This is a genomic window from Brachybacterium massiliense (genome assembly GCF_900184245.1).
GTDB lineage: Bacteria > Actinomycetota > Actinomycetes > Actinomycetales > Dermabacteraceae > Brachybacterium > Brachybacterium massiliense.
The window spans coordinates 389734-414138 of record NZ_FXXB01000007.1 but is presented as its reverse complement, the minus strand read 5'-3'; the positions used below and the strand labels follow the sequence as shown (position 1 = coordinate 414138).

Sequence of the window (24405 nt, the reverse complement as noted above, 5' to 3'; positions counted from 1 at the left end):
GAGGTGGACGGGCGCAGGCTGAAGCTGTCGAACCTCGACAAGGTCCTCTACCCCACCACGGGCACCACCAAGGGCGAGGTGATCGACTACTACCGCCGCATCGCCCCGCTGCTCGTCCCGCAGGCCGCCCAGCGCCCGGCCACGCGCAAGCGCTGGGTGGACGGGGTCGGCACCGCAGACAAGCCCGGCAAGGTCTTCTTCCGCAAGGACCTCGAGGACCACGCTCCGGACTGGGTGCCGCGTGCGGACATCGAGCACAGCGACGGCGTCTCCACCTACCCCCTGATCGACGAGACCGCGGTGCTGGCCTGGCTGGCCCAGCTCGCCGCCCTGGAGATCCACACGCCGCAGTGGCGCTTCACCGCCGATCTCGAACCCGACAACCCCGACCGCCTGGTCCTGGACCTCGACCCGGGCGAGGGTGCGGACCTCATCGACTGCGCCCGGGTGGCCGGCTGGTGCCGCGAGATCCTCACCGACATGGGACTCGAGACGTACCCCGTGACCTCAGGCTCCAAGGGCATCCACCTCTACGCCCCGCTCGACGGGGACAGCACGGCCGACGAGATCGCGACCGTCGCCCACCAGCTCGCGCGGGCCCTCGAGGAGGATCACCCCGACCACGTCGTCAGCGACATGAAGAAGTCGCTGCGCCGCGGCAAGGTGCTCGTGGACTGGTCGCAGAACAACGGCCACAAGACCACCATCTGTCCCTACTCGCTGCGCGGACGGCTCGAGCCCACCGTCGCCGCGCCCCCCCCCGGACCTGGGAGGAGGTCGAGGACCCCCAGCTCCGTCATCTCGGGATGGACGAGGTCCTCGAGCGGGCCGAGGCCGGCGAGGATCCGATCGCTCCGCTCGGGCTCACCGCGCAGGCGAGCGGTGCATCCACCCTGCAGGCCCGGGATCGCCTCGAGGTCTACCGCTCCAAGCGCGACCCCGAGAAGACCCCCGAGCCGGTCCCGCCGGCTCGCTCGGGGGCCGACGCCGCCCACGACGCGCAGGAGGCGCTCGAGGCGAGCGCGCCGATGTTCGTGATCCAGGAGCACCACGCCTCCCGCCTGCACTGGGACTTCCGTCTTCAGCACTCCGGGGTGCTGGTGTCCTGGGCCGTCCCCAAGGGCCCGCCGCTCGAGACCGACGTGAACCGGCTCGCCGTGCAGACCGAGGACCACCCGCTCGAATACGGCACGTTCGAGGGCACCATCCCTGAACAGGAGTACGGCGGCGGTGAGGTCATCCTCTGGGACACCGGCAGCATCGAGATCGAGAAGTGGCGCGAGGGCAGGGAGGTCATCGTGGTCTGCCACGGCCGGCCCGACGGCGGCCTCGGCGGGACACCGCGCCGCTACGCCTTCATCCACACCGGCGGCATGGGCTCCTCCCGGAAGTCCGCCGCCGCGCAGGAGAAGGCCCAGGCGAACTGGCTGCTGCACCTGATGAAGGACCAGCCCGCGACGGAGGGCGGCAAGGACGCCCCGGCCCCCTCCGATCCCGCCGAGATGGGTGAGCCGATCTCCCCGATGCTCGCCGCCCTCGGGCGCCGCGAGGACATCCGCGACGAGGACGAGTGGGCCTTCGAGATGAAATGGGACGGCGTACGCGTGATCGCGACCGTCGTCGAGGGGGCCGTGCGCCTGACCAGCCGCAGCGGCAACGACCTCACGGCGACCTTCCCCGAGCTGGGCGAGCTGCACGACGCCGTGGACGCCGAGGCGCGGGCTGCGGGGGAGACGGTGCTGGACGGCGAGATCGTGGCCCTGGACAGCCGCGACCGCCCGACCTTCTCCCGACTCCAGCAGCGCCTGGGGCTGACCCGTCCGCGGGACGTGGAGCGGGCCCGCGAGGAGGTCCCGGTGCACGTGATGCTGTTCGACCTTCTGGTCCGCGGTGGCGACTCGATGCTGCGGGACCCGTATCGCGCACGTCGCGAGGCGCTGTTCGAGACCGTCCGAGCGGGCGAGCACGTCCAGCTGCCCCATGCCGACCACGGCGATGTCGAGCACGCGATCGAGATCTCTCAGCAGCTCCAGCTCGAAGGGGTGATGGCGAAGAAGGAGAGCGGCATCTATCAGGCCGGCAAGCGCTCGCGCACCTGGGTCAAGATCAAAAACGCCCGGCACCAGGAGGTGGTGGTGATCGGCTGGCGGCGCGGCAAGGGCTCGCGCTCCGGGGGCATCGGCTCGCTGCTGCTCGCCGTCCCGGACTCGGAGGGGACGCTGCGCTACGCGGGCCGCGTGGGCACCGGCTTCACCGATCGCGACCTCGAGCAGATCGCCGAGCGCCTCCGCTCCCGGAGCCGGAAGACCCCGCCCGTCGACGACGTCCCGGCCACGGACCGCCGCGACGCCGACTGGGTGCGCGCGGACCTGGTGGGCGAGGTCCAGCACACCGAGCGCACCGAGGATGGCCGGCCGCGCCACCCGGTGTGGCGCGGATGGCGTCCCGACAAGCAGGCCGACGAGATCCGCTGGGACGCATGAGAAGCGGGCGGGGTCCGGTAGGTCACACCGCGTCACGCCCGTGCGAGTTCATGCCGTAGTCTTCTCGAGTTCTTCCGCATGAACCCGCCGCATGGCAGGATCAGCAAGGACACGCACGGCGCAGGATGCCTCCCACGGAGGCGACCGACGACGGTCGCGCAGCACTTCCGACGAAATTGGGACTACATCACCTCCTCCGCACTGCCCCCGTACGACGACGCGAACGCGTCACCCCACACCACCTCCTCCCTCTTCCGGCTCCGAGCCGGCGGCGACCCCTGCATCGCCGCGCTCGCCGGGGAGCCCACCGGCTTCGCCCTCAGCGCACCTGCTGACGCGCCGGTCCCCACGGCCCACGGGCCCCACATCAGCCGCACCGGCGACGTCACGTCGTCGGAGGCGGTGCAGGCGGCGCTGTGCGCCGCACCCCATCCGCGGCGGCGCCGTCGTCACGGATACACGGGCCACGAACGTGGTTCACGACAACGAAGGAATATCGCCATGGCTACTGGCATCGTCACCTGGTTCAACTCCGACAAGGGCTACGGCTTCATCGCCCCCGAGGACGGCTCCGCCGATGTGTTCGCACACTTCAGCGCGATCGTCGGCACCGGCCGTCGCGACCTCGAGGAGAACCAGCGCGTGGAGTTCGACGTCGAGCAGGGCCCCAAGGGTCTGCAGGCCACGAACATCCGCGGCATCTGAGCTCCGCGGCTGATCCACGGATCGGTCGCATGAACACGGCGCCCGTCGGGTCCGGCATCTGCCGGGCGCGGCGGGCGCCGTGCTGTCGTCGGCGACAGCGTCGTCACCAGGACAGGGTGCGGCAGCCGGCCTCGAAGACCTGCTCGAGCCCGGGCAGCACCACCCGTGCCCGGCATCCCTCGGGCACCGACACCGTCAGGGTGCGCTGCTCGCGGTCCACCTCGAGCACGATCCGCCCGCGGTCCGTCTGCCGGGACAGCGCGATGCTGCCCACCGGCACGTCCGGATCGGGCGCGACCACGAACTCGCGCCATCCGTCGGCCCCGCGCCGCAGCCCCGCCACGTGCTCATGGATCCAGGTCGCGGGCGTGCCCATGAAGTAGTGCGAATGGGAGCGGGGGCTGTGCCACATCTCCATGAACGTGGAGTTGCCCGCCTCCAGCCACGCCCTCCACCCCGGGGCGGTGGGAGCATTCAGCACCCGCCAGGCGAGCGCGCCATGCCCGTGCGTGGAGAGCACGGGAAGCAGGAAGCGCACCCCGATGTGCCCGCAGTCGTGATGGTCGCCGCGGGAGCGGATGTCGGCCACCAGGTTCTCCACCACGGTGCGGGTGTGCTCGGGCGGGACCGTGCCGAAGACCAGCGGCAACAGGTTGCTGGTCTGGCGGTAGGGGGCGCCCGCGGGTTCCGGGTCGCGGTAGATGCCCTGTGCGGGATCGAGGAAGACGGTGTTCACCGCCTCCTCGAGCGTCGCGGCCTGTGCGCGCAGCGCCTCCGGGGCCGGGATGCCCTCGATGTCCTGGTCGCCGGCGAGCTCGCGGGCGTGGGCGAGGGCGCGCAGGGCGCGGGCCACGAACAGGGTGGCGCTGAGCCGCTTGTCCTCCGGGGCCGGGCCGGGGCTGCCCGGGGTGAGGTAGTCGCCCAGCACCCCCGAGATCAGCCCCTCCTCATCGCGCCGACCCAGCTCGTAGGCGAGATACCGGGCCGCGGCCGGGCCGTGCTCGGCCACCAGCTCCACCTCGCCGTACTCGGTGACCAGCTCGTCCAGCAGCTCCGGCAGCAGGCAGGTCCATTCCGGGGCGGGGGAGAGCTCCTCGTAGCCCCAGTCCGGGTTCGGGGAGATCACCGCGAGCGAGCCGTCCTCCCGCTGCCCGTCCACCTGATCGGCCAGCCACTTGCGCAGCATCCGGCGCATGTCGAAGCTCGTGGTCATCGCCGACAGCGCCGTGAGCGCGTCACCGGTCCAGCCGTTCTTCTCCTGGATCGGGGTGTCGGTGGGGACGTGGTGCATGTTGTTCCGCAGCGAGGCGCGCATCGCCGCATCGAACTGCTCCAGATACGGCTCCGAGGAGGTCAGGGTGCTGACCTCGCGCAGGTCCGCGTGGGCCAGGATCCCGGTCACGGTGAGCCCGGCGAGGTCGCCGGAGACCGGCTCGAGCTGGACGTAGCGGAATCCCTTGTAGCTGTGGCGGGGCGCGAAGGAGCGCGCGAAGGCCGGGTGCAGCAGCACCCGATCCTGCTGGAAGCGATCGGTGTGGACGTGCTCGTTCGTATCGTCCACCGTGCCGTCGGCCCGCAGCTTCTCCGCGTGCCGGGCCACGACCTCGAGCGGCGGAGCATCGGAGCCCACCCGATCGGCGAGCGTGAAGCGGCACCAGCCGGCGATCACCCGGCCCATGTCCAGCACGATCCGCTCCGGGGAGGAGGAGAGCACAGCGGGGGTGATCTCCTCCTGCTCCACCACGGGCTCCTGCACCTGCCGCACCAGCAGCGGCTCCGCCGCCCGCTCCGCGCGATGGGAGCCGACGTGATCCCGCGCCACCAGCACCGGCTCCCAGGCGCTGTCGTCATAGCCGGGCAGGAGCCAGGCGCCGGGGTCCTCCGTGGGGGAGAAGGTCTCGCCCTCGTACATCGAGTCGAAGACCACCGGGCCCGGTCTCGTGCGCCAGTGCTCCCCGGTGGACAGCGCGGTGACCGTGCCGTCGGCCAGCTCGAGCCGCAGGTGCGCCCAGGCGCGCACCGGTCCGCGCCACGGCGCCAGATGCCAGCGCCATTCGTTGGGCGTGGTCATCGCGTGGAAGCCCCGCCCCAGCTCGAGGGCCAGCACGTTCTGTCCCTGCACCAGCAGCGGTGCGGCCTCGGCCTCGATCACCTGGATGCGGCGGCGCGGATCCGTCAGCCCAGGATCCAGCCGTCCCCGGTTCACCTCGGTGCCGTTGACATGGGCGCGGAAGGTGCCCAGCCCGGTCACCCACAGCCGTGCCGCGAGGGGCGGTGAGGGCAGCTCGAAGGAGAGCCGCAGCAGCGGGTTCTGCGGGTCCTCGCCAGGGGCGGTGATCCACCGGGCGAGGGCGGGATCGATGTCGGGCATGCGGTGGCACCAGGTCCTTCGGTCATCGTCGACGGGTCCGGCCAGTCTGGCACGATGTGCGCCGGATCACGCCGAGGTGCGCATCCAGGGGGCGGCGGAGCACGGATGGGACCATGAGCGGATGGACCTCGAGCAGATCGGACGGGAGATCGTCGCCCGCCTTGCGCCGGACGCCGCGCCCGAGGTGGGCACCTGGCTCCTGCTGGCGCTCGCCGTCGCGCTGGCGGCGGTGGTGCTGCCGCCGCTGTGGCGGCCGACGCGCCTCGCGGTGACGATCGTGCACGAGCTCGGGCACGCAGGTGTGGGGATCCTGATGGGTCGGCGCTTCACCGGCTTCGTGGTCAGCCCGGACATGTCCGGCCACGCCGTCACCGTCGGCCCGCGTCGCGGGATCGGCCGGGTGGCCTCCACCTGGGCCGGGTATCCCGCGCCCGCGATCGTGGGCGCGCTGCTGGTGCAGATCTCGCTGCACGGCTGGGCCCGCTCCGCCCTGTTCGTCGCGCTCGTGGTGCTCGTGCTCTCACTGGTCTTCACACGCTCCCTGCACACGCTGGCGGCGGTGCTGGGCACCGCCGCCGCGGTGGGGGCGCTGTGGTGGTGGGGGAGCGCGGCGCTGATCGCGCTGCTGACCCTCGCCGCCGGCGTGTTCCTGCTGCTGGGGGCCTGGAGGCACCTCGCGGCCGTGATCACCGGCGGTGGGCGCTCCGATGATCCCGCGCAGCTCGCCCAGCTCACCCGGGTGCCGCGCTGGCTGTGGAACCTCGGATACGTCCTGGTCCTCGCGGCGGCCAGCTGGTGGGCGTGGACCGCCGTGGGGCCGCACCTGCTGTGAGTCGGCGCCCGCTACGGGGCCGGCTCAGGGAGCGGGCGGGAACTCGATCAGCACCTTGAGGTCCTCGCCCGCGCCGGCCGCGGCCCCCTCGAGAGCCTGCGTCGCCTCCGTGAACGGCACGATCCTGGTGCGCAGCGGGGAGACGTCCACCGCGCCGCGCTCGAGCAGGTCGACCAGCGTCCCGAAGACCTCCCGGCTGTTGCGCGAGCCGAGCACGTCCAGCTCCTTCTTGATCAGCACGGACTGGTTGAAGGTGACCTCTCGGGTGCCGTTGCCGATCAGCACCAGCCGGGCGCCCTGGGCCGCGGCCTCGATCGCGTTGGTGAAGGAGACGGGCAGGCCGGTCGCCTCGCACACCACGTCGAAGCCGTCGCCGTCGGTCGCGGAGGCGACCGCCTCCGGGATGCTCGCCGTGCGCAGGTCGAAGGTGCCGCGCGCGCCCATGGAGACCGCGACCCCGAGGCGCGCGGGGACGACGTCCGCGACCCACACCTGCGCCCCGCGCGTGAGCGCCGAGAGCATCGTCAGCAGCCCGATCGCGCCCGCACCGATCACGAGCACGCGCTCGCCCTCGGCCACCTGAGCCCGACGCACCGCGTGATAGCCGATCGAGAACGGCTCGACCAGCGCGAGATCGCGGGTATCCACCCCGTCGGCCCGGTGCAGCCGGTCCAGCGGCATCGTCAGCAGCTCCTGGAACGCGCCGTCGCGATGGACGCCCATCGTCTCGTTGTGCTCGCACGCGTTGAGCAGCCCGCGCCGGCACGCGTAGCAGGTGCCGTCTTGGAAGTAGGGGACGGCGGTGACCACGTCTCCGGGGGAGAAGCGGTCGCTGACCCCGTTGATCTCGACGATCTCGGCCGAGAACTCGTGACCGGGAACCCGCGGATAGGACGCGAAGGGCTGGGTGCCCAGGAACGTTTGCACATCGGAGCCGCAGATCCCGGCGAAGCGCACCCGCAGCAGCGCTTCGCCCGGTGCGGGGGTGGGATCGTCGAGCTCGACGACCTCCGCGGTGCCCGGCGTGGTGACGTGGACGGCTCTCATCAGTGCTCTGCTCCCGGACTCCCGACTACCGCTTCCTGTACGCCAACGCTTGCAGATCGCCTCTGCACGGGCAAAAGGAGATCACTGCGTGAACAGGGACTCCGCCCGCGTCGTAGGCTGGCCCCTGCTTCATCCGTCCCGTCCCTGAGGAGCCCCATGTCCGCGATCGCCGTCCCGGCCCGCCGCCCCGTCCTGGCCGATGTTCTGGCCCCGCACCGCACGCGCCTGCAGGATGCGGGCCTGGTGCTCGCCGGCGTCGGCGTCGTCTCCCTCCTCGCACAGGTCACGATCCCGCTGCCGCTCGTGCCGATCACAGGGCAGACCCTCGGCGTGATCCTGGTCGGTGCGGCGCTGGGCTCCCGCCGCGGCGCGGCCGCGCTGCTGACCTACCTCCTCATCGGCCTCGCCGGTGCCCCGGTGTTCGCCGAGTTCAGCGGCGGCCCCGCCTCGGTGCTCTCGCCGAGCTTCGGCTTCCTCCTCGGCTTCGTGCCCGCCGCCTTCGTGGCGGGCTGGTTCGCCGAGCGCTCCTGGGACCGCACCCCGCTGCTGGCCATGGTCGGCTTCGTCGCCGCGAGCGCGGTGCCCTTCCTGTTCGGCGTCCCCTACCTCGCCATGATCCTCGACGCCGTGATGGGCGCCGAGCTGGGCCTCGGTGGAGTGCTCGCCGCGGGCCTGTGGCCCTTCATCCCCGGCGGCCTGGTCAAGGCCGCGATGGCCGCCGTGCTGATCCCCGCCGCCTGGCGCGGCGTGCGGGCGCTCGATTCGCGAGGCTGAGCTGGAGGGCGGCACGGCCCGGCGGCCTCAGCCGCTGAGCGTCGCCGCCCGCACCAGCACTGCCACGAAGGCGAGCGAGGGCAGGAAGGACACCGCCAGCCACACCTTGCGATACGAGAGGATCGCCAGGAACTCGCGCAGGGTGGCGCTGGGGACGTAGTAGAACGTCGTGGGCCCACCGATCGCCTCGTCGGCGTAGCCGAGCGAGCGCGCCAGCAGCGCGGCGCGGAAGGCGTGGTACCGACTGGTGGAGACCACATAGGGCGCCTGGTGGCCGGCCTCGTCGAGGATCCGGTGCGAGAAGCGCAGGTTCTCCTCGGTGGTGCGGGATTCGGTCTCGGTATGGACCCGCTCGGCGGGGATGCCGGCCTCCTCGATGAGGTACTCGGCCATCGCCTCGCCCTCCGGGCGCGACTCGTCCTCGCCCTGCCCGCCCGAGGGGACCAGCAGCGGATCCTCACCCAGGGCCAGCAGGCGCTCCCGCTCCGTCACCGCCCGGTCCAGCCGGCTGCGCAGCAGCTTCGGCACCCTGCCGTTCACCAGCCCCGAGCCGTGGATGATGATCCCGCCGGTGCGGAGCTGCCGCGGGAACAGCTGATAGGGCACCGAGGCGCACAAGAACACCAGGAACGCCAGCCCCATGTGGAGGGACAGCAGGGCCAGCAGCGCCCCGGCACCCAGCCCTGCCGGGGTCATCGTGAGCACGAGAGCGGAGGCCGCCACCGGCGCGCCCAGCAGGGCCAGCCCCACCACCCCCGAGAGCAGATTGCCCAGCGAGCGGCCCTCCTTGCGCACCATGGTCAGGCCGTTGAAGACCATGAACACCCCGAGCACCACCACGCCCAGCAGCGCGACCGCGGCGCCGGCGAGGACCAGCAGGTCCCCCATCGGCAGCGTGGTCGTGACCAGCCGGGCCAGCGTCGACAGGCTCGAGTACAGCGCGATCAGCAGCAGCACCCCGTTGCGCACCCGTCGGCGGTCCCGCCGGAAGACCAGCAGGTAGACCGCCCACCAGAAAGCGGTCCCGAACAACGCACCCAGCATCCCCGACTCCTCACGTCATGTCGGCGCACATCATGCCACGGCCGTCGGAGCGGCTAGGCAGGTGCCTGCTCCTAGACTGGGCAGATGGGCGTCTACGACGGTGCACCGGCCGGGCAGGAGAGCTCCGGCCGCTACGACCGCGAGGAATCCTCGGCACAGCGGCTGGACCGCAACTGGAACGAGCTCCTCCAGGAGATCCGCGTGCTCCAGACCGGGTCGCAGATCCTCGCCGCCTTCCTTGTGGTCCTGCCCTTCCAGGACCGTTTCGAGCACCTCGACGCGGTGCAGGTCGGCTGGTACGTCGGACTGCTGCTGCTCTCCCTGCTGATCGTCGCCCTCCTGCTGACACCGGTGGGCATGCACCGGCGGCTGTTCCGCCGGCGCGTCAAGGACGAGATGGTCAAGACCGCCAACACCCTGTTGCGCACCGCGATCCTGCTGCTCGGCGTGCTGCTGAGCGCGGTGGCGGTCTTCGTGATCGACGTGGTGCTCAGCCGCGAGATCGCTGCTGCCGTCGGGCTGGTGCTGCTGACCCTGATGGCAGGGCTGCTGGTGCTGCTGCCGCACCGGGTGGCGCGACGGGTGCACAGCTGAGACGGCCGACCCGTGCCGCAGCACGGACCGGCCGTCGAGGAGAGGCGGGATCAGGCGTTCAAACCGGACGCGAAGGGGGAGACGTGCTTGCCGATGTGGGCGGCGAGGACGTCGGTGTGCTGGGCCTGGTTCGCCGCGACGACCGCGAGGAAGCGATCGTGGATCGAGGCGCCCGCGGCGTCCTTGCCGTTGAGGGAGTCGCCGTAGCCCACGTGCAGGATCTGGCGGGCATCGTTCGAGCGGATCAGCTCGAGCAAGTCGACGCCCTCGAGCGAGGTGGGCGTGCGGTCCTCGTGCGCGGAGACCTGGTAGCTCGCCCGGGCCTCGACATAGGAGGCGCGGGAGATGTCCCAGATGGTGGAGAACAGCTCCGGATCGTGGGCGGCGACGATCTCGACACCGCACAGGTAGCTGGTGCCCGAGGTCTTCAGGTGCACCAGGCCCTGGGTGGCCTCGACGCACAGCGGGTAGATCGAGAACTTGTCCGAGCCCGAGTGCAGGGAGATCTTGTAGCCGCCGAACTGCTGGGAGATCGCGTGATGGGCCTCGAGGTTGGTGCGCAGCTCCTCCGCGTCGCCCAGGAAGTCCAGGCCCTTCTCGAAGCCGTCCACGTAGCGCGGCGCGAAGCTGAACCAGGAGGCGCCCAGGCGCTTGAGCTCGCTGGCCATGTAGAAGTGCTCGAAGAAGGTGGTCAGCCACGCGGTCTCGTCCACCGCGAACTCGATCTCGATCTCGTGCCGGGCGTTCTCGGTGGCGTGGCGGTACAGGCGCATCGCCTCGACCACGGCGCGGCCGTACTTCACCGCGGCGGTGAGGACGTCCTGCTCGGTGACCTCGATCCGGCTGTGGCCGACGTCCAGTGTCATGCCCACGTAGCGCCGCTTGAGGTCCTCGAGGGAGTCCTCGAGCTGGTCCCAGGGCAGCGCCGCGGCGTCCGCCTCGGTGACGCCGGCGGTGACGTCGGCGACCATGTCGCCCGGATCCAGGGTGAACATCACGAAGCCGGCCTCGAGGCCCCGGTCGATGCCCTCGGTGGTCTTGATGTGGTCGCAGTCGGCGCCGAAGCCGCTGTCCCAGCCCGCCTCGACCAGGCCGAAGACCGCGTCGTCCATCACCGACTGGGCGCTGCGGCCCAGGCGGTCCATCTCGCGGATCGACTGCTGTGCGAGCACCGGCATCACGCCGGCGCCCTGGGCGGCGAAGGCGCGCGCCTGACCGGGAGTGGCCAGGCCCGTGCGGTCGCCGGTGCCGACGGAGGTGCGGTGGCCGCCGATCTTCTGCGGGCGCAGTGCCGGGAAGGCGGCCTGCAGGGCCTTGGCGTTCACGGTGGACAGGGGGCCGGTGAGCACGTGTCCGTCACCGGAGGCCGCGGCCTCACCCTCGAAGGAGCCGAGGGCCTCCGCCGCGGAGGCGATCAGCTGGAGCGAGCGGGTCGAGCCGTCGTAGCGGATGCTCGCCTCGAGGGAGTCGTTGCGCAGGGTCATGGGGTTCTCCGTTCCGGATGGGTGCGGGACAGGCGCTGTCCCGGCGGTCGCATCGCTGAGTATCGTAAACGATTGCATAGATGTCGCCTGCAGGGAAGCCGATGATTCGGATACTCTCTGGGCGAGAGTGCAAAAGTTGCAGAGGGTGTGATGCGGAGAATTGGCGCGTGAATCGGAGGAGAGCATGGCGGTGACGCTCAAGGACGTGGCCCAGCAGGCAGGGGTCTCCGTCGCGACGGCCTCCCGCGCCTTCCAGCGCCCCGAGATGGTGGGGGCCGACTCGCTGGCACGCGTGCGCGAGGCCGCCGACACCCTCGGCTACGCCCCCAACCGCACCGCCCGGGCCCTGATCACCGGGCGCTCCGGGGTGTACGGGGTGATCGTCCCCGACCTCGAGAACCCCTTCTTCCCGGCCGTGCTCAAGGGGGCGCAGGCCCGCGCCCACCAGCTGGGCGCCCAGCTGTTGATCACCGATGCGGGGGAGTCGCCCGAGGGCGAGCTGCCGCTCGTGCGCACGCTCGCGCTTCAGGTGGACGGCATCGTGCTGTGCTCGAGCCGGATGGACGAGAACTCCCTCGAGGAGGCCTCCCGCCTGACCCCCCTGAGCCTGGTCAACCGCGTCTCGCCCCGCCTTCCCGGGGTTCACGCGGATCCCGAGCCCGGCATCCCCGCCGCCCTGCAGCACCTGCGCCGCCTGGGCCACCGTCGGATCGGCTACGCCGGCGGGCCAGCACTCAGCCGTTCGGACCAGGCACGCCGCACCGTGATCCAGCGGCTCTGCGCCGAGGCGGAGCTCGAATGGAGCGAGATCGGCGCCTTCCCTCCCACCGCCGACGGCGGCCGCGATGCGGCCGAGGCCCTGCTGCAGACCGCCACCACCGCGGTGCTGGTCTACAACGACCTGATGGCGCTCGCGCTGATGGAGCGCCTGCGCAGCTACGGCGTGGACGTGCCCGGCCAGATCAGCGTGGTGGGCTGGGATGACATCCCCTTCTCCGCGATGGTCACGCCGGGCCTGGCCACCATCCGCGTGCCCCGCTACGACATGGGGGTGCGCGCGATCGACATGCTCCACGGGGCAGCGGGCGCGGGTGGGTCGAGCACTGTGAACGCACAGGTGGGCGCGCCCGCGCACATCGCGCTGCCCACGCAGTTCGTCCCCCGCGGCTCGATCGCCCGGCCCGATGGGGCAGACGCGCTCGTCTGAGTCCGCCTATCCTGAAGCCATGCAGGCTCTGAGCAGCCTCATCGTCGACGTCCCGGGCGTTGGCCGCCCCGCCGCGGGGGCCCTGGCCGAGCACGGGCTGCGCACCGTCGGCGATCTCGCGGGCCGCGACTGGACGGAGCTCCAGCAGCTGCACGGCGTGGGCCCCGCCGCCGGTCGGCGCCTCCAGGCCGTGCTCACCGAGCACGGCGCGTCCCTCGTGCACCCGCCTGCTCCGCAGACGCGGGGCACGGTCCTCACCAAGGGCGCGACCGGCACGGTCGCCAAGGACATCGTCACCCATGCCACGCAGGTGGATCCGGCGCAGTACGTCGCCGGCCTCGATGCCCGGCGCAGCCGTGAAGGCGCACAACTGCTGGAGATGTTCGACGAGGTCACGGGGGAACGGGCCACGATGTGGGGCCCCAGCATGATCGGCTACGGCGAGGTCCACTATCGCTACGCCACCGGGCGCGAGGGGGACACCTTCCAGATCGGTTTCAGCCCCCGCAGGGCCGAGCTCGCCCTCTACGGGCTGCAGGGCCATCCGCGCTCCGAGGAGCTGCTGGGCAGGCTCGGGAAGCATCGCACCGGCGTGGCCTGCGTGTGGGTGCGCTCCCTCGACGTGATCGACACCGAGGCGCTCGCCGAGCTCGTCGCCCACGCCTGGCAGCAGGACCCGGAGAGCTGAGCACCGGGGCAGTCGGTGACGGACTGCTCATCTCCCGCGCAGCACGTGCGTCCGGCCGATATCGGGCCCTACTGTGCTCCGGAGAGCCGCCCCACCGGGACGACGTCCCGGGGCTGAGCGGCTCGCTATGAGGACTACGGAGAGGGCGGCGATGGGTCGGTCACCTGCTGAACGACGACGTGCGGATCGGCTCCTGTTCGTCGGCCGACGCTCACGGGCAGGGGCGGTGATCCTCGGGATCGGCGTGCTGATGGTCGTGGTCCATTCCATCTGTTTCATGGCGCTGACGCAGCTGGAGCCCGGCGAACGCTCCTGGATCGGCGCCGTCTACTGGACCATCACCACCATGTCGACCCTCGGATACGGCGACATCACCTTCACCTCGGACGCGGGCCGCCTGTTCTCGCTGTGGGTGCTCCTGAGCGGAGTCGTCTACATGCTGGTGCTGCTCCCGTTCTTCGTGATCCAGTACGTGGTCACCCCCTGGCTGGACCGACGCCGCGCCGCCCGCACCCCGCGCCGGGTCCCGCCCGCGCTCCGCGACCACGTGCTGCTGGTGGGGTCCGACGCGGTCACGCAGACCTTCGCCGCCCGGGCAGAACGCTCGCGCGTCCCGGCCGTCGTGGTGCTCGAGGACGCGACCCTCGCCGGAGAGCTGCACGACCAGGGACGGAACGTGGTCGTGGGGCCTCTCGACTCTGCGGCGACCTATCGCAGCGCCGGCGCATCGCGGGCACGGATGGTGGTCTCCACGCTCTCCGACACCGCGAACACCAACGTGGCCTTCACCGTGCGACAGGCTGCGGCGCGCGTGCCGATCGCCGTGACCGCGTCCAAGCCGGTCTCCGTCGACGTGCTCGACCTCGCCGGCGCCGATCACGTGCTCGAGCTCGGTGCCGTGCTGGGGCGCGAGATGGCCTCCCGCGTGCTCGGTTCCACCGGGCGCTTCCATACCATCGGCAGCTTCGGCACCACGATCATCGCCGAGGCGGCGGCCCGTGGCAGCGCTCTGGTGGGACTCACCCTGGGTGAGGCGGTGGACCTGCTGCGCTCGCGGGTGCGGATCCTGGCGATCATGCGCAAGGGCCGGCTGCGACCGATGGCACCGGATGTGCGGATCACCGACGGGACGGTGCTCGTGCTGGCTGGGCTGGAGGCCGATCTCGCGCAGTGGGACGAGCAGTTCCAGTGCTCGGAGTTCTCCGAGGACCCCGTGGTGATCCTGGGAGGGGGACGGGTGGGGCGCTCCGCCTCCCGTGCCCTGAGCGACGAAGGAGTGCCCAACACGATCATCGAGGCGACACCGGGTCGTGTCGAGAACTCCTACTCGGTGCTCGAGGGCACGGCGAGCTACGCGGTGATCGAGGGCGATGCCGCCGATCAGCGAGTGCTCAGGCGGGCCGGTCTGGAACAAGCCTCGGCCGTGCTGGTCACTCCGCGGGACGACGACCTCAACGTCTATCTGACGCTGTTCTGCAAGAGGTTGCGCCCGGAGCTGCAGGTCGTCTCCCGCGCCACCTACGAGCGCAACGTCGCCACGCTCTATCGCGCAGGCGCCGACAGCGTGCTCTCCTACGCGACGATCGGCGCGACCGACCTGTGGAACCATGCCGGGCTGAGCCATCGCGTCCTGGTCGCCGAGGGCAACGAGCTCTTCCTCGTGCCGCGGCCGGCCTCGCTCGTGCGCCGCTCGGTGCGCGACGACGAGGTGCGGCGACGCACCGGCTGTCACATCGTCGCGGTCCTCGACGAGGACGGCACCCTGGGCTACGACACCGAGTCGATCCCCTCGGCGCCGGGGCAGCTGCTCCTGCTGGGCGATCGGCACTCGGAGCACCGTTTCCGACAGCTCTATCTGGGACGTCGCAAGCGGCGCGGCTAGGCTGGGGCCGCCCTCATCCCGACCTCCAGGAGACCCATGCCCGCCCCCGTGAAGCTCGCCGTCGGCGACGCCGCCCCCGATTTCGACCTGCCCACCGCCGGCGGCGGGCGCGTGAGCCTCTCCGAGCTGCGCGGCGCCCCGGCGCTGATCTGGTTCTACCCGGCCGCGAACACCTCGCTGTGCACCAAGCAGGCCTGCGACCTCCGGGACAACCACCAGATGTTCCTCGATGCGGGCTACCGCGTGGTGGGGATCTCGCCCGACGCGATCGAGGACCTCGACCGCTTCATGGAGAGGCAGAGCCTGCCCTACACCCTCGCCGGGGACGAGTCCCACCAGGTGATGGAGGCCTACGGCGCCTGGGGCGAGAAGAACATGTACGGCAAGAAGGTCGAGGGCACCATCCGCTCCACCTTCGCGATCGATTCAGACGGCATCCTGACCTTCGTCAAGTACCGCGTGGGAACCCCCAAGCACATCTCGCTGCTGCAGGAGAAGCTCGGGCTCTGAGCGGAGCGTTGTGCGAGTGTGACGTGATCTGCGTGCTCTCGCTTTGGCGCTCCCCGCGCGCTCCCGTATGCTGAACCGGCGTGCCGCGCGAGAGTCGGCACCAGGAGACGTGGCAGAGCGGCCGAATGCGCTCCCCTGCTAAGGGAGTAGGTGGTGATAAACCGCCTCGGAGGTTCAAATCCTCTCGTCTCCGCCGAACGGAGAAGGCCCCTCGCCTGCGGCAGTGCCGCGGGGGAGGGGCCTTCTGCATGCCCGCTTCAGGCTTGCTCCATGCGTGCTGCATGCCCGTGCCCGGGGCGGGTCCGGGCTCAGGTGCTCGCCGGGTCCTCGAGGGTGGTCCACTCCGGCCCGTCGGACTCCAGCAGATCGGGATCGCGCACCACGTCCTGCTGCTCGCCGCCGCTGCGCAGGCGCTGGGCGAGCTCCTGCAGGGTCTCTCGCAGCACGGCGCGGGCGCGCGAGGCGTCTCCCGCCGAGAGCGCCTCCAGCAGGCGCTCGTGCACCTCGGTGAGATCGGCTCGCACGCCGAAGCCACGGGGGTCGGAGAAGCTGCCCATGCGGGTCAGGATCACGATCGTGCTCATCGAGGAGATCAGGAAGCGGTTCTGCGCGAGCTCGGCGATCTGCTGATGCAGCTCGAGATCCGCGTTGCCGGCCTCGATCACCTCCTCGGCCTCGAGGGCCGTGCGGGTGCGCTCGAGGCTCTCGCGCAGCGGGGCGAGGAGATCCTGCGCGCCCTGCTCGTCCCCGTCCGCGCGCAGCGCGCCGACCCGGTCGGCGACGATCGAGGCCGCCTGCATCTCGATACCCAGGCGGTAGTCGATGAAATCGGACATGGTCACCGCATCCATGCGGGTGACGAACAGTCCGCGGCCGGGGATCTGGGTGAGCAGTCCGTCGCGCACCAGGCGCTGGCAGGCCTCGCGCAGCGAGGAGCGGGAGATGCCCATCTGCTTGGACACCTGCACCTCGGGGATGGTGTCACCCGGGCGCAGATCGCCGAAGTAGATGGCGTTGCGCAGCTCGAGCTCGGCCTGATCGATGATCGAGGGACGACGGATGGGCTGCATCAGCGGCAGCCGGACCGTCTCCTGGCGAGGGGGCATCGCGTCCTCCTGTGCTCGTGCGCGTTGTGCGCGCGGGGCGTCATCTAATCATCCGTCCCCGCAGCGATGCACGCCCGCTCGGCGCGAGTCATCGGCGTCACATCCGGGCGCCCAGGGCGCTCGAGCCCGGGTCACGACACCATCACGAAGCGGTCAGACGTCCGGAACCGGGGCTGACCGGGCGTTAGCGTTGTCCGTGATCCGGAATGCGGATCTGCGGATTGTCGGACAGCATGTAGTGTCGTCCGTCACCGCAGAGCGCACGACACAGAGCAAGGGAGCATCTCCATGCAGAACCGCCGAAGCTTCATCCGAAAGAGCGGTCTGGTCCTCTCGGCCGCAGCGCTGGGCGGCCTGGCCGCCTGCAGCCGCACCAGCACCGGTGGTGAGGGCGGCGGAGGCGGCGAAGAAGGCGGCGGCGGGGGCGACCTGCTCAGCCAGCTGCAGGACGCCGGCACCATCACCGTCGGCTTCGCCGGCGAGGCCCCATACAGCTTCGAGGACGGCGGTGAGCTGATGGGCGCGACCGTCGCCCTGCACCGCGAGATCTTCGGCGAGCTCGGCATCGACAACGTCGAGGGCAAGCTCACCGACTGGGGGTCGCTCATCCCGGGGCTGAACTCCGGCCAGTTCGACGCCGTCAGCGCCGGCATGTCCATCCTGCCCGACCGCTGCGCCCAGGCCGCCTTCAGCGAGCCCGAGTTCCAGTACACGACCGCGCTCATGGTCCCCGAGGGCAACCCCGAGGGCCTGGTGGACATGAACTCCTTCGTGGACTCGGGCCTGACCGTCGCCACCATGTCCGGTGCGGTCGAGTCCGACTACGTCACCGCTCTCGACCTCGATAGCATCGAGGTGGGTGGCCCGCAGGACGGCGTGGACGCGCTCAAGGCCGGCAACGCCGACGCCTTCGCCCTCACCGCGATCTCGCTGAACTGGCTGGCGGACAACACCGTCGACGGCGTCGAGGTCACCGAGAGCTTCGTCCAGGAGATCGATGGCGTGAAGCAGGTCGGCGCCGGCGGCACCGTCTTCCGTCAGGAGGACACCTCGCTGCTGGACGCCTACAACGAGAAGCTCGCCGCGATCATCTCCGATCCCGAGCGTTACCTCTCCATCGTCGGCGAGTTCGGCTTCTCCGAGGAGGAGCTGCCGCCCGAGGAGATGACCGCCGAGATCCTGTGCAGCGGTGACCTCTCCTCGCTGCAGTGATCCACGGCTCTGACGAACTCGACGTCCCGGCCCGGCCCGCTGAGGGCCGCGCCGGGGCGCTCGACGTGGAAGAGGTGATGCCCTGATGGATGGAGTGATCGGCTTCTTCCAGGACCTCGGTCCTAACCTCCAGCTGGTCTGGGACCGCATGCCGATGATCCTCGACGGCGTGCAGGTGACCCTCCTGGCGACCGTCCTCGGCGGCGCCCTGGCGCTCGTGATCGCCTTCGTCTTCGGGATCGCGCAGGTCTCGAAGTTCATGGTGGTGCGCGGCGTGGCACGGGTGTTCGTGGAGTTCTTCCGCGGCACCTCCCTGGTGGTCCAGCTGTTCTGGCTCGCCTTCGTGATGCCGCAGCTGCCGTACCCCCTGGGCTTCCGGCTCGAGCCGCTGCTGATCGGCGTGCTCGCCCTGGGCCTGAACTACGGCGCCTACGCCGCCGAGGTGGTGCGCGGCTCGATCGGCTCGGTACCGAAGGGCCAGTACGAGGCGATCAGCGCGCTCAGCCTCAGCCCCGCCCGCGGCATGCTCCGCATCGTGATCCCGCAGGCCTGGGCGCTCATGCTGCCGTCCCTGTCGAACCTGTGGATCCAGCTCCTCAAGGGCAGCGCGATCGTGAACACCGTGCTGCTGTACGACCTCTTCTTCCAGGTCGAGCAGCTGCGTGACCGCACCGGCACCTGGTTCGCCTACAGCTTCGCGCTGCTGTCCTACTACCTGATCGCCTGGTTGATCGTGATCCTGATGAACGGCCTCGAGGTCCGCGCCAAGCACCGCATCGGCCGCGGCCCGGCCCTGTCCCAGTCCTGGGGCTCGCTGTTCCGACCGCCCGGCACCAGCGGTCGCTCCGCACGCGTGGTCCGTGACCACTCCGAGGCCAAGCTGGCCGGACCCATGGGAGGAGGTGGTCTGGCATGAATCCGGAACCGAACTCATGGTGGGACTGGGAGCACGCGATCGCGGTCTTCCCCGACCTGCTCCTCCAGGGCTTCAAGATCACGCTCGTGGCGACGGTGCTGGGCACCCTCCTCGCTCTCGTGCTGGGGCTGATCGTGGCGATCATCCGCCGCAGCACGCCCCCGATCATCAACGGCCCGGTCACCTGGATCGTGGAGTTCATCCGCATGACCCCGCTGGTGGTGCAGCTGGTCTTCGCGAACCTGGTGCTCTCGCCCTACGTCGATTCCTCCCTCGCGATCGGCATCTGGGTGCTGGGCATCCACTACACGACCTATATGGCCGAGGTGTACCGCGCCGGCATCGACTCCGTGCCCAAGGGGCAGTGGGAGGCCGCCACCGCGCTCTCGCTGCCGCGGCTGCGCACCTGGCGGGCGGTGGTCGTCCCGCAGGCGGTCCGCAACACCCTGCCGGCGCTGGGCAACTACGCGATCTCCATGTTCAAGGAGACCCCGTTCCTGTTCGTGATCTACGTCCCGGAGCTCCTGAACGTCGCCCAGAACTACGGCTCGACCCACTTCCGGTACACCGAGGCGATCACCCTGGCGGGCCTGATCTTCCTGGCCGCCAGCTATCCCACCTCCCTCCTGATCCGACGACTGGAGAAGAAACTTGCCTGAGAACGCAGCGACTCCGGGTGCTCCCGGCACCCCTCACATCGAGTTCCGTGACGTGGTCAAGAGGTTCGGCAGCAACACCGTCCTCGACAACCTCAACTTCACGGTCGACAAGGGCGAGCGCGTCACCCTGATCGGCCCCTCGGGCTCGGGCAAGACCACGATCCTGCGCCTGGTCATGACGCTCGAGGAGCTCACCGGCGGGTACATCCACATCGGCGGTACCCCGCTGCAGTACGAGGAGGTGGGCGGCAAGCGCGTGCGGATCTCGGACAAGCGCCGGCGCCGCACCACCACCGACATCGGCATGGTGTTCCAGCACTTCAACCTCTTCCCCAACATGACGGTGATGGAGAACATCATCGAGGCACCGGTCAACGTGATGGGGCTGAAGAAGGCGGAGGCGGAGGCGAAGGCCGAGGCGCTGCTCGAGAAGGTGGGCATGGCCTGGAAGAAGGACGCCCGACCCTCGTCCCTCTCCGGCGGTCAGCAGCAGCGCATCGCGATCGCGCGCGCCCTGGCGATGGATCCGGAGATCCTGCTGCTGGACGAGGTCACCTCCGCGCTGGACCCCGAGCTGGTCGGAGAGGTGCTCGCGGTGCTCGAGGACATCGCCGCCGAGACCGACATCTCGATGCTGATCGTCACCCACGAGATGCAGTTCGCGCGCGACGTCTCCAACCGCGTGATGATGTTCGACAAGGGCGCCGTGATCGAGGAGGCGACCCCCGAGAAGATCTTCAGCGAGCCCGAGAACCAGCGCACCCAGGACTTCCTGCGCGCCGTGCTCTGAGCTGACCTCGGCAGTCCGAGGACTGTCGCCCGAGGGTGCGCCGACGGCTCCGCGCTGTAGTCTGTGCCCGTTCGTTCCGCGCCGACGCGGTCGCCCTGCATGCTGTCGGCGGCCGCTGCCCGGCGTGCCGACCCCAGGAGGCCCCGTGCCAGATTCCGACGCCATCGCCGTCCCGACCTTGACGAGCGAGTTCCCCGTCGTCGGCGACGACCCCCATATCGACGCCCCGCTGCGGGCGACCGTGCGACGCCTGTCGACGCTGCTCGGCCGCACCCTCGCCGATCAGCACGGCCAGGAGATGCTCGAGCTCGTCGAGCAGGTCCGCCAGCTGACCAAGGAGGCGAAGTCCGCCGATTCCGAGGCCAGCGCGCAGGACGTCCAGTCCCGCCTGTCCGAGCTGACCCTCGAGCAGGCCACCGCCCTCACCCGGGCGTTCAGCCAGTACTTCCTGCTGGCCAACGCCGCCGAGCAGGTCTACCGCGTGCGCGCCCTGCAGGAGCGCCCCACCGAGGAGTCCTGGGTCCCGCGCACCGTGCGCGCCGTCGCCGAGGAGCTCGGCGCGAAGGGGCTGCAGGAGGCCGTCGACTCCCTCGACGTGCGCCTGATCTTCACCGCCCATCCCACCGAGGCCTCGCGCCGCGCGGTGCTCACGAAGCTGCGCCGCATCTCGGACATCCTCGGCGTGGACACCGAGGAGGGCACCACCGAGCGGCGCCGCCAGGACCGCGACCTGGCCGAGCTGATCGAGACGCTCTGGCAGACCGATGAGCTGCGCCGCCAGCGCCCCACCCCGCAGGACGAGGCGCGCAACGCCCTCTACTACCTGCGCCAGATCTTCCGTCAGACCATGCCGGGCATGCTCGACGACCTCCGCGAGGAGCTGCGCCAGCACGGCGCCGACCTGCGCGACGGCCAGGTGCCGCTGCGCTTCGGCTCCTGGATCGGCGGGGACCGCGACGGCAACCCCTTCGTCACCGCCCAGGTCACCCGCGAGGTGCTGCAGCTGCAGGCCGAGACCGGGATCGACATCGCGATCGAGGCGATCTCCGACCTGATCCTCGAGCTGTCCGTCTCGAGCGAGCTGACCGGGGACGACGAGCAGCTGCGCGAGAGCCTCGCCGAGGACCTCTCCCACGACTCCGACGTCGACGCCGTCCAGCAGGAGCTGTACCGCGAGGAGCCCTACCGCCTCAAGCTCGGCGCGATGCGCTCCAAGCTGGAGGCCACCCGCGCCCGGATCCGCAGCGGCGAGCCCCATGTGCACGGCGAGGACTACGGCGACAGCGAGGAGCTGCAGGCCGACTTCCACGTGCTGCGCGAGTCGCTGCGACGCCACGGGGGCGTGCGCGCCGCCGACGGCGCCCTCGCCATCGCCCAGCAGGTGCTGGCCGCCTCCGGTCTGAACCTGGCGACCCTCGACGTGCGCGAGCACTCCGAGAAGCATCACGAGGTGCTGGCCCGTCTGTTCGACCGGGTGGGGGAGCTGGACCGTCCCTACACGGAGCTCAGCCGCGCCGAGCGCACCACGGTGCTGGGCCGCGAGCTCGGCAGCCGCCGCCCGCTGGTCGGCTCCGCGATCACCGACGACGAGTCGATCCTCGACGACGCCACCCGCACCACCTACAACGTGTTCCGCGAGATCCGGGACGCCCACCGCCTCTACGGCACCTCCGTCATCGAGACCTACATCATCTCGATGACCCACGGCGCCGACGACGTCCTCGCCGCCGCGCTGCTGGCGCGCGAGGCGGGCCTGGTGAGCATCTCCGGCGGCGAGGAGAACCGCGCCGACATCGGCTTCGCGCCGCTGCTCGAGGAGGTCTCCGAGCTGCGTCACGCGGGGGAGATCCTCGACGAGCTGCTCTCGGACCCCTCCTACCGCGAGATCGTGCGCCTGCGCGGCGACCGCCAGGAGGTCATGCTCGGCTACTCCGACGGCAACAAGGACGCGGGCGTCATCACCTCCCAGTGGGAGATCCACCAGGCGCAGCGCTCGCTGCGCGATGCGGCGGCCCGTCACGGCGTGACCCTGCGGCTGTTCCACGGTCGCGGCGGCTCCGTCGGCCGTGGTGGCGGCCCCACCTACGACGCGATCCTGGCCCAGCCGTACGGCGTGCTCGAGGGCGAGATCAAGTTCACCGAGCAGGGCGAGGTCATCTCCGACAAGTACATGCTCCCCTCGCTGGCCAAGGAGAACCTGGACCTGTCGCTGGCCGCGGTGCTCGAGGGCTCGGCCCTGCACACCGCGCCCCGCACCCCGGCCCAGACCCTCGACCGCTTCGGCGAGGTCATGCAGTCGGTCTCCGACGCGTCCTTCGCCCGGTACCGGACCCTGGTGGACGACGAGAACCTGCCCGAGTACTTCGTCTCCGCCACCCCGGTGGAGCAGCTGGGCGACCTGAACATCGGCTCGCGCCCCTCCAAGCGCACCACGTCCTCCAAGGGCCTGGACGGGCTGCGGGCGATCCCGTGGGTGTTCGGCTGGACCCAGTCCCGCCAGATCGTGCCCGGCTGGTTCGGTGCCGGCTCCGGCCTCAAGGCCGCCCGCGAGGCAGGGCTCGAGCCGGATCTGCACGAGATGTACCGCAACTGGCACTTCTTCCGCACCGTGATCAGCAACGTCGAGATGACGCTCGCGAAGACGGACATGCAGATCGCCGCGCACTACGTGCACTCCCTGGTGCCCGAGCGCCTGTGGTACCTCTTCGACCGCATCCGCGAGGAGTACGAGCTCTCGGTCGCGGAGATCGAGCGGCTCACCGGCGTGCTGGACCTGCTGGACAACCAGCCGATCCTCAAGCGCACCCTGGCCGTGCGCGACCGCTACCTGGATCCGATCTCCTACATGCAGGTCGCGATGCTGCAGCGGGCCCGCGCCGCCACCGAGCGGGGCGAGGAGCTCTCGCCCGAGCTGCAGCGCGCGCTGCTGACCACCATCAACGGTGTCGCGGCGGGACTGAAGAACACCGGCTGAGCCGGGCTGCGGCGACGTCATGCGGCGGGAGGATCGATGTGTGCGCATCGGTCCTCCCGCCGCATTTCTCGTGTCGCGGCGGGCCGACGGGGCCGGGGCCCGCTCGCTCAGCGGGCGGCGGTGCCGTCGATCGCGAACTCCTCGATGCGCGCGAGCTCGTCGTCGGTGAGCTCGAGGTTCGCGAGCGTGCCGATGTTCTGCTCGAGCTGGGAGACGGACGACGCCCCCACCAGCAGGGTGGAGACCTGGCGGTGGCGCAGCGCCCAGGCCAGCGCCAGCTGGGCGAGGCTCTGGCCGCGGTCGTGGGCGATCCTCGACAGCCCGCGCACCCGCTCCTGGTAGTCGGCGTCCTCGACCTGGCGCTCGCTGAGGAAGGGGGAGGGGCCCGCGGCGCGAGAGCCCTGCGGCACGCCGGAGAGGTAGCGGTTGGTCAGCAGCCCCTGCTGCAGGGGCGAGAACGCCGCGATGCCCGCACCGACCTCCTCGACCACGTCCAGCAGCCCCTTCTCGACGTGCCGGTTGAACATCGAGTACGAGGGCTGATGGATCAGCAGCGGTGTGCCGTGGTCGGCGAGCATCCGCGCCGCCTGGCGGGTCTTCTCGGGGGAGTAGTTGGAGATGCCCGCGTACAGGGCCTTGCCGCTGCGCACCGCATCGGCGAGGGCGCCCATCGTCTCCTCGAGCGGCGTCTCGGGATCCTCGCGGTGGTGGTAGAAGATGTCCACGTAGTCCAGGCCCAGGCGCGTCAGGGACTGGTCCAGCGAGCTGAGCAGGTACTTGCGGGAGCCGCCGTCACCGAACGGGCCCTCCCACATCCGGTAGCCGGCCTTGGTGGAGATGATCAGCTCATCGCGGTGCTGGCGGAAGTCCTCGGCGAGGATCCGCCCCACGTTGGTCTCCGCGCTGCCGGGCGGGGGACCGTAGTTGTTGGCGAGGTCGAGATGGTTGACCCCCAGATCGAAGGCACGGCGCACGATGGTGCGCAGGGTCAGCGGATCACGGTCCTCGCCGAAGTTCTGCCAGCAGCCCAGCGAGATGGGCGGCAGCAGCACACCGGATCTGCCCACACGGCGGTACTCGGTGCGATCGTAACGGGCCGGGGAGGGAGTGTAGGCATCGTTGCTCAT

19 protein-coding genes, 1 tRNA gene and 1 pseudogene are annotated in these 24405 nt (G+C 70.7%); 15 read left to right on the top strand and 6 right to left on the bottom strand.

The window, feature by feature from the left end; translation table 11 throughout:
• Nucleotides 1-3: 3 nt before the first annotated feature.
• Together BN4251_RS08595 and BN4251_RS08585 are read left to right on the top strand one after the other, a co-directional pair.
• Nucleotides 4-2483: pseudogene (locus BN4251_RS08595) on the top strand (ATP-dependent DNA ligase).
• Between the two features lie 501 nt (nucleotides 2484-2984).
• Nucleotides 2985-3188, top strand: coding sequence for a cold-shock protein (locus BN4251_RS08585; RefSeq protein ID WP_087484686.1), 204 nt, complete (start codon nucleotides 2985-2987; stop codon nucleotides 3186-3188).
• A gap of 103 nt (nucleotides 3189-3291) precedes the next feature.
• Here BN4251_RS08585 and BN4251_RS08580 read toward each other — a convergent pair whose 3' ends face one another.
• The gene (locus BN4251_RS08580; RefSeq protein WP_087484685.1) at nucleotides 3292-5559 is read right to left on the bottom strand and encodes a family 78 glycoside hydrolase catalytic domain; all 2268 of its coding nucleotides are present in this window, start codon (nucleotides 5557-5559) and stop codon (nucleotides 3292-3294) included.
• A gap of 76 nt (nucleotides 5560-5635) precedes the next feature.
• Here BN4251_RS08580 and BN4251_RS08575 point away from each other — a divergent pair, with 76 nt between their 5' ends.
• Entirely contained in the window at nucleotides 5636-6391 is a 756-nt protein-coding gene (locus tag BN4251_RS08575) for a M50 family metallopeptidase (RefSeq protein WP_342744517.1), read from the top strand.
• A gap of 24 nt (nucleotides 6392-6415) precedes the next feature.
• On the opposite strand, the gene BN4251_RS08570 is transcribed toward BN4251_RS08575, so the two are convergent.
• A complete protein-coding gene (locus BN4251_RS08570) occupies nucleotides 6416-7438 on the bottom strand; it encodes a zinc-binding alcohol dehydrogenase family protein (RefSeq protein ID WP_087484683.1) in 1023 nt (340 codons plus the stop codon).
• A 156-nt stretch (nucleotides 7439-7594) separates the two neighbouring features.
• Here BN4251_RS08570 and BN4251_RS08565 point away from each other — a divergent pair, with 156 nt between their 5' ends.
• Nucleotides 7595-8212 (top strand): biotin transporter BioY, encoded by a 618-nt coding sequence (locus BN4251_RS08565; RefSeq protein ID WP_087484682.1) that lies wholly within the window; start codon nucleotides 7595-7597, stop codon nucleotides 8210-8212.
• A gap of 27 nt (nucleotides 8213-8239) precedes the next feature.
• On the opposite strand, the gene BN4251_RS08560 is transcribed toward BN4251_RS08565, so the two are convergent.
• On the bottom strand, nucleotides 8240-9256 hold the full coding sequence (locus BN4251_RS08560; RefSeq protein WP_087484681.1) for a YdcF family protein: 1017 nt from the start codon (nucleotides 9254-9256) through the stop codon (nucleotides 8240-8242).
• A gap of 84 nt (nucleotides 9257-9340) precedes the next feature.
• Here BN4251_RS08560 and BN4251_RS08555 point away from each other — a divergent pair, with 84 nt between their 5' ends.
• A complete protein-coding gene (locus BN4251_RS08555; RefSeq protein ID WP_087484680.1) occupies nucleotides 9341-9850 on the top strand; it encodes a DUF6328 family protein in 510 nt (169 codons plus the stop codon).
• 50 nt (nucleotides 9851-9900) lie between these two features.
• On the opposite strand, the gene BN4251_RS08550 is transcribed toward BN4251_RS08555, so the two are convergent.
• Nucleotides 9901-11334 carry a tagaturonate epimerase family protein gene (locus BN4251_RS08550; protein WP_087484679.1) on the bottom strand — a complete coding sequence of 478 codons (1434 nt, stop codon included), beginning with the start codon at nucleotides 11332-11334 and terminating at the stop codon, nucleotides 9901-9903.
• A gap of 184 nt (nucleotides 11335-11518) precedes the next feature.
• Between BN4251_RS08550 and BN4251_RS08545 the strand changes: the two genes are divergently transcribed.
• The 5 genes from BN4251_RS08545 (at nucleotide 11519) to BN4251_RS08525 (ending at nucleotide 15814) form a co-directional block, all read left to right on the top strand.
• Nucleotides 11519-12541, top strand: a complete 1023-nt coding sequence (locus BN4251_RS08545) for a LacI family DNA-binding transcriptional regulator (protein WP_087484678.1) — start codon at nucleotides 11519-11521, stop codon at nucleotides 12539-12541.
• Between the two features lie 19 nt (nucleotides 12542-12560).
• A complete protein-coding gene (locus BN4251_RS08540; protein ID WP_087484677.1) occupies nucleotides 12561-13229 on the top strand; it encodes a helix-hairpin-helix domain-containing protein in 669 nt (222 codons plus the stop codon).
• Between the two features lie 127 nt (nucleotides 13230-13356).
• On the top strand, nucleotides 13357-15111 hold the full coding sequence (locus BN4251_RS08535; protein ID WP_342744516.1) for a potassium channel family protein: 1755 nt from the start codon (nucleotides 13357-13359) through the stop codon (nucleotides 15109-15111).
• A gap of 36 nt (nucleotides 15112-15147) precedes the next feature.
• The gene (locus tag BN4251_RS08530) at nucleotides 15148-15621 is read left to right on the top strand and encodes a peroxiredoxin (RefSeq protein ID WP_087484675.1); all 474 of its coding nucleotides are present in this window, start codon (nucleotides 15148-15150) and stop codon (nucleotides 15619-15621) included.
• Between the two features lie 103 nt (nucleotides 15622-15724).
• Nucleotides 15725-15814, top strand: a tRNA-Ser gene (locus tag BN4251_RS08525).
• A 115-nt stretch (nucleotides 15815-15929) separates the two neighbouring features.
• Here the strand turns inward: BN4251_RS08525 and BN4251_RS08520 are convergent.
• The gene (locus BN4251_RS08520) at nucleotides 15930-16727 is read right to left on the bottom strand and encodes a GntR family transcriptional regulator (protein WP_087484674.1); all 798 of its coding nucleotides are present in this window, start codon (nucleotides 16725-16727) and stop codon (nucleotides 15930-15932) included.
• Nucleotides 16728-17015: 288 nt separating this feature from the next.
• Here BN4251_RS08520 and BN4251_RS08515 point away from each other — a divergent pair, with 288 nt between their 5' ends.
• From BN4251_RS08515 to ppc, 5 genes are all read left to right on the top strand, one after another.
• Complete coding sequence (locus BN4251_RS08515) at nucleotides 17016-17939, top strand: transporter substrate-binding domain-containing protein (RefSeq protein ID WP_087484673.1); 924 nt, start codon at nucleotides 17016-17018, stop codon at nucleotides 17937-17939.
• Nucleotides 17940-18024: 85 nt separating this feature from the next.
• The gene (ehuC, locus tag BN4251_RS08510; RefSeq protein WP_087484672.1) at nucleotides 18025-18855 is read left to right on the top strand and encodes an ectoine/hydroxyectoine ABC transporter permease subunit EhuC; all 831 of its coding nucleotides are present in this window, start codon (nucleotides 18025-18027) and stop codon (nucleotides 18853-18855) included.
• Nucleotides 18852-19514, top strand: a complete 663-nt coding sequence (ehuD, locus tag BN4251_RS08505; protein WP_087484671.1) for an ectoine/hydroxyectoine ABC transporter permease subunit EhuD — start codon at nucleotides 18852-18854, stop codon at nucleotides 19512-19514. Before ehuC ends, ehuD begins: the two co-directional genes overlap by 4 nt.
• Nucleotides 19507-20304: an amino acid ABC transporter ATP-binding protein gene (locus BN4251_RS08500; protein ID WP_245810262.1), complete on the top strand. Its 798-nt coding sequence runs from the start codon at nucleotides 19507-19509 to the stop codon at nucleotides 20302-20304. Before ehuD ends, BN4251_RS08500 begins: the two co-directional genes overlap by 8 nt.
• Nucleotides 20305-20449: 145 nt before the next feature.
• Complete coding sequence (gene ppc / locus BN4251_RS08495; protein ID WP_087484670.1) at nucleotides 20450-23278, top strand: phosphoenolpyruvate carboxylase; 2829 nt, start codon at nucleotides 20450-20452, stop codon at nucleotides 23276-23278.
• A 107-nt stretch (nucleotides 23279-23385) separates the two neighbouring features.
• Here the strand turns inward: ppc and BN4251_RS08490 are convergent, their stop codons facing one another.
• A complete protein-coding gene (locus BN4251_RS08490; RefSeq protein WP_087484669.1) occupies nucleotides 23386-24405 on the bottom strand; it encodes an aldo/keto reductase in 1020 nt (339 codons plus the stop codon).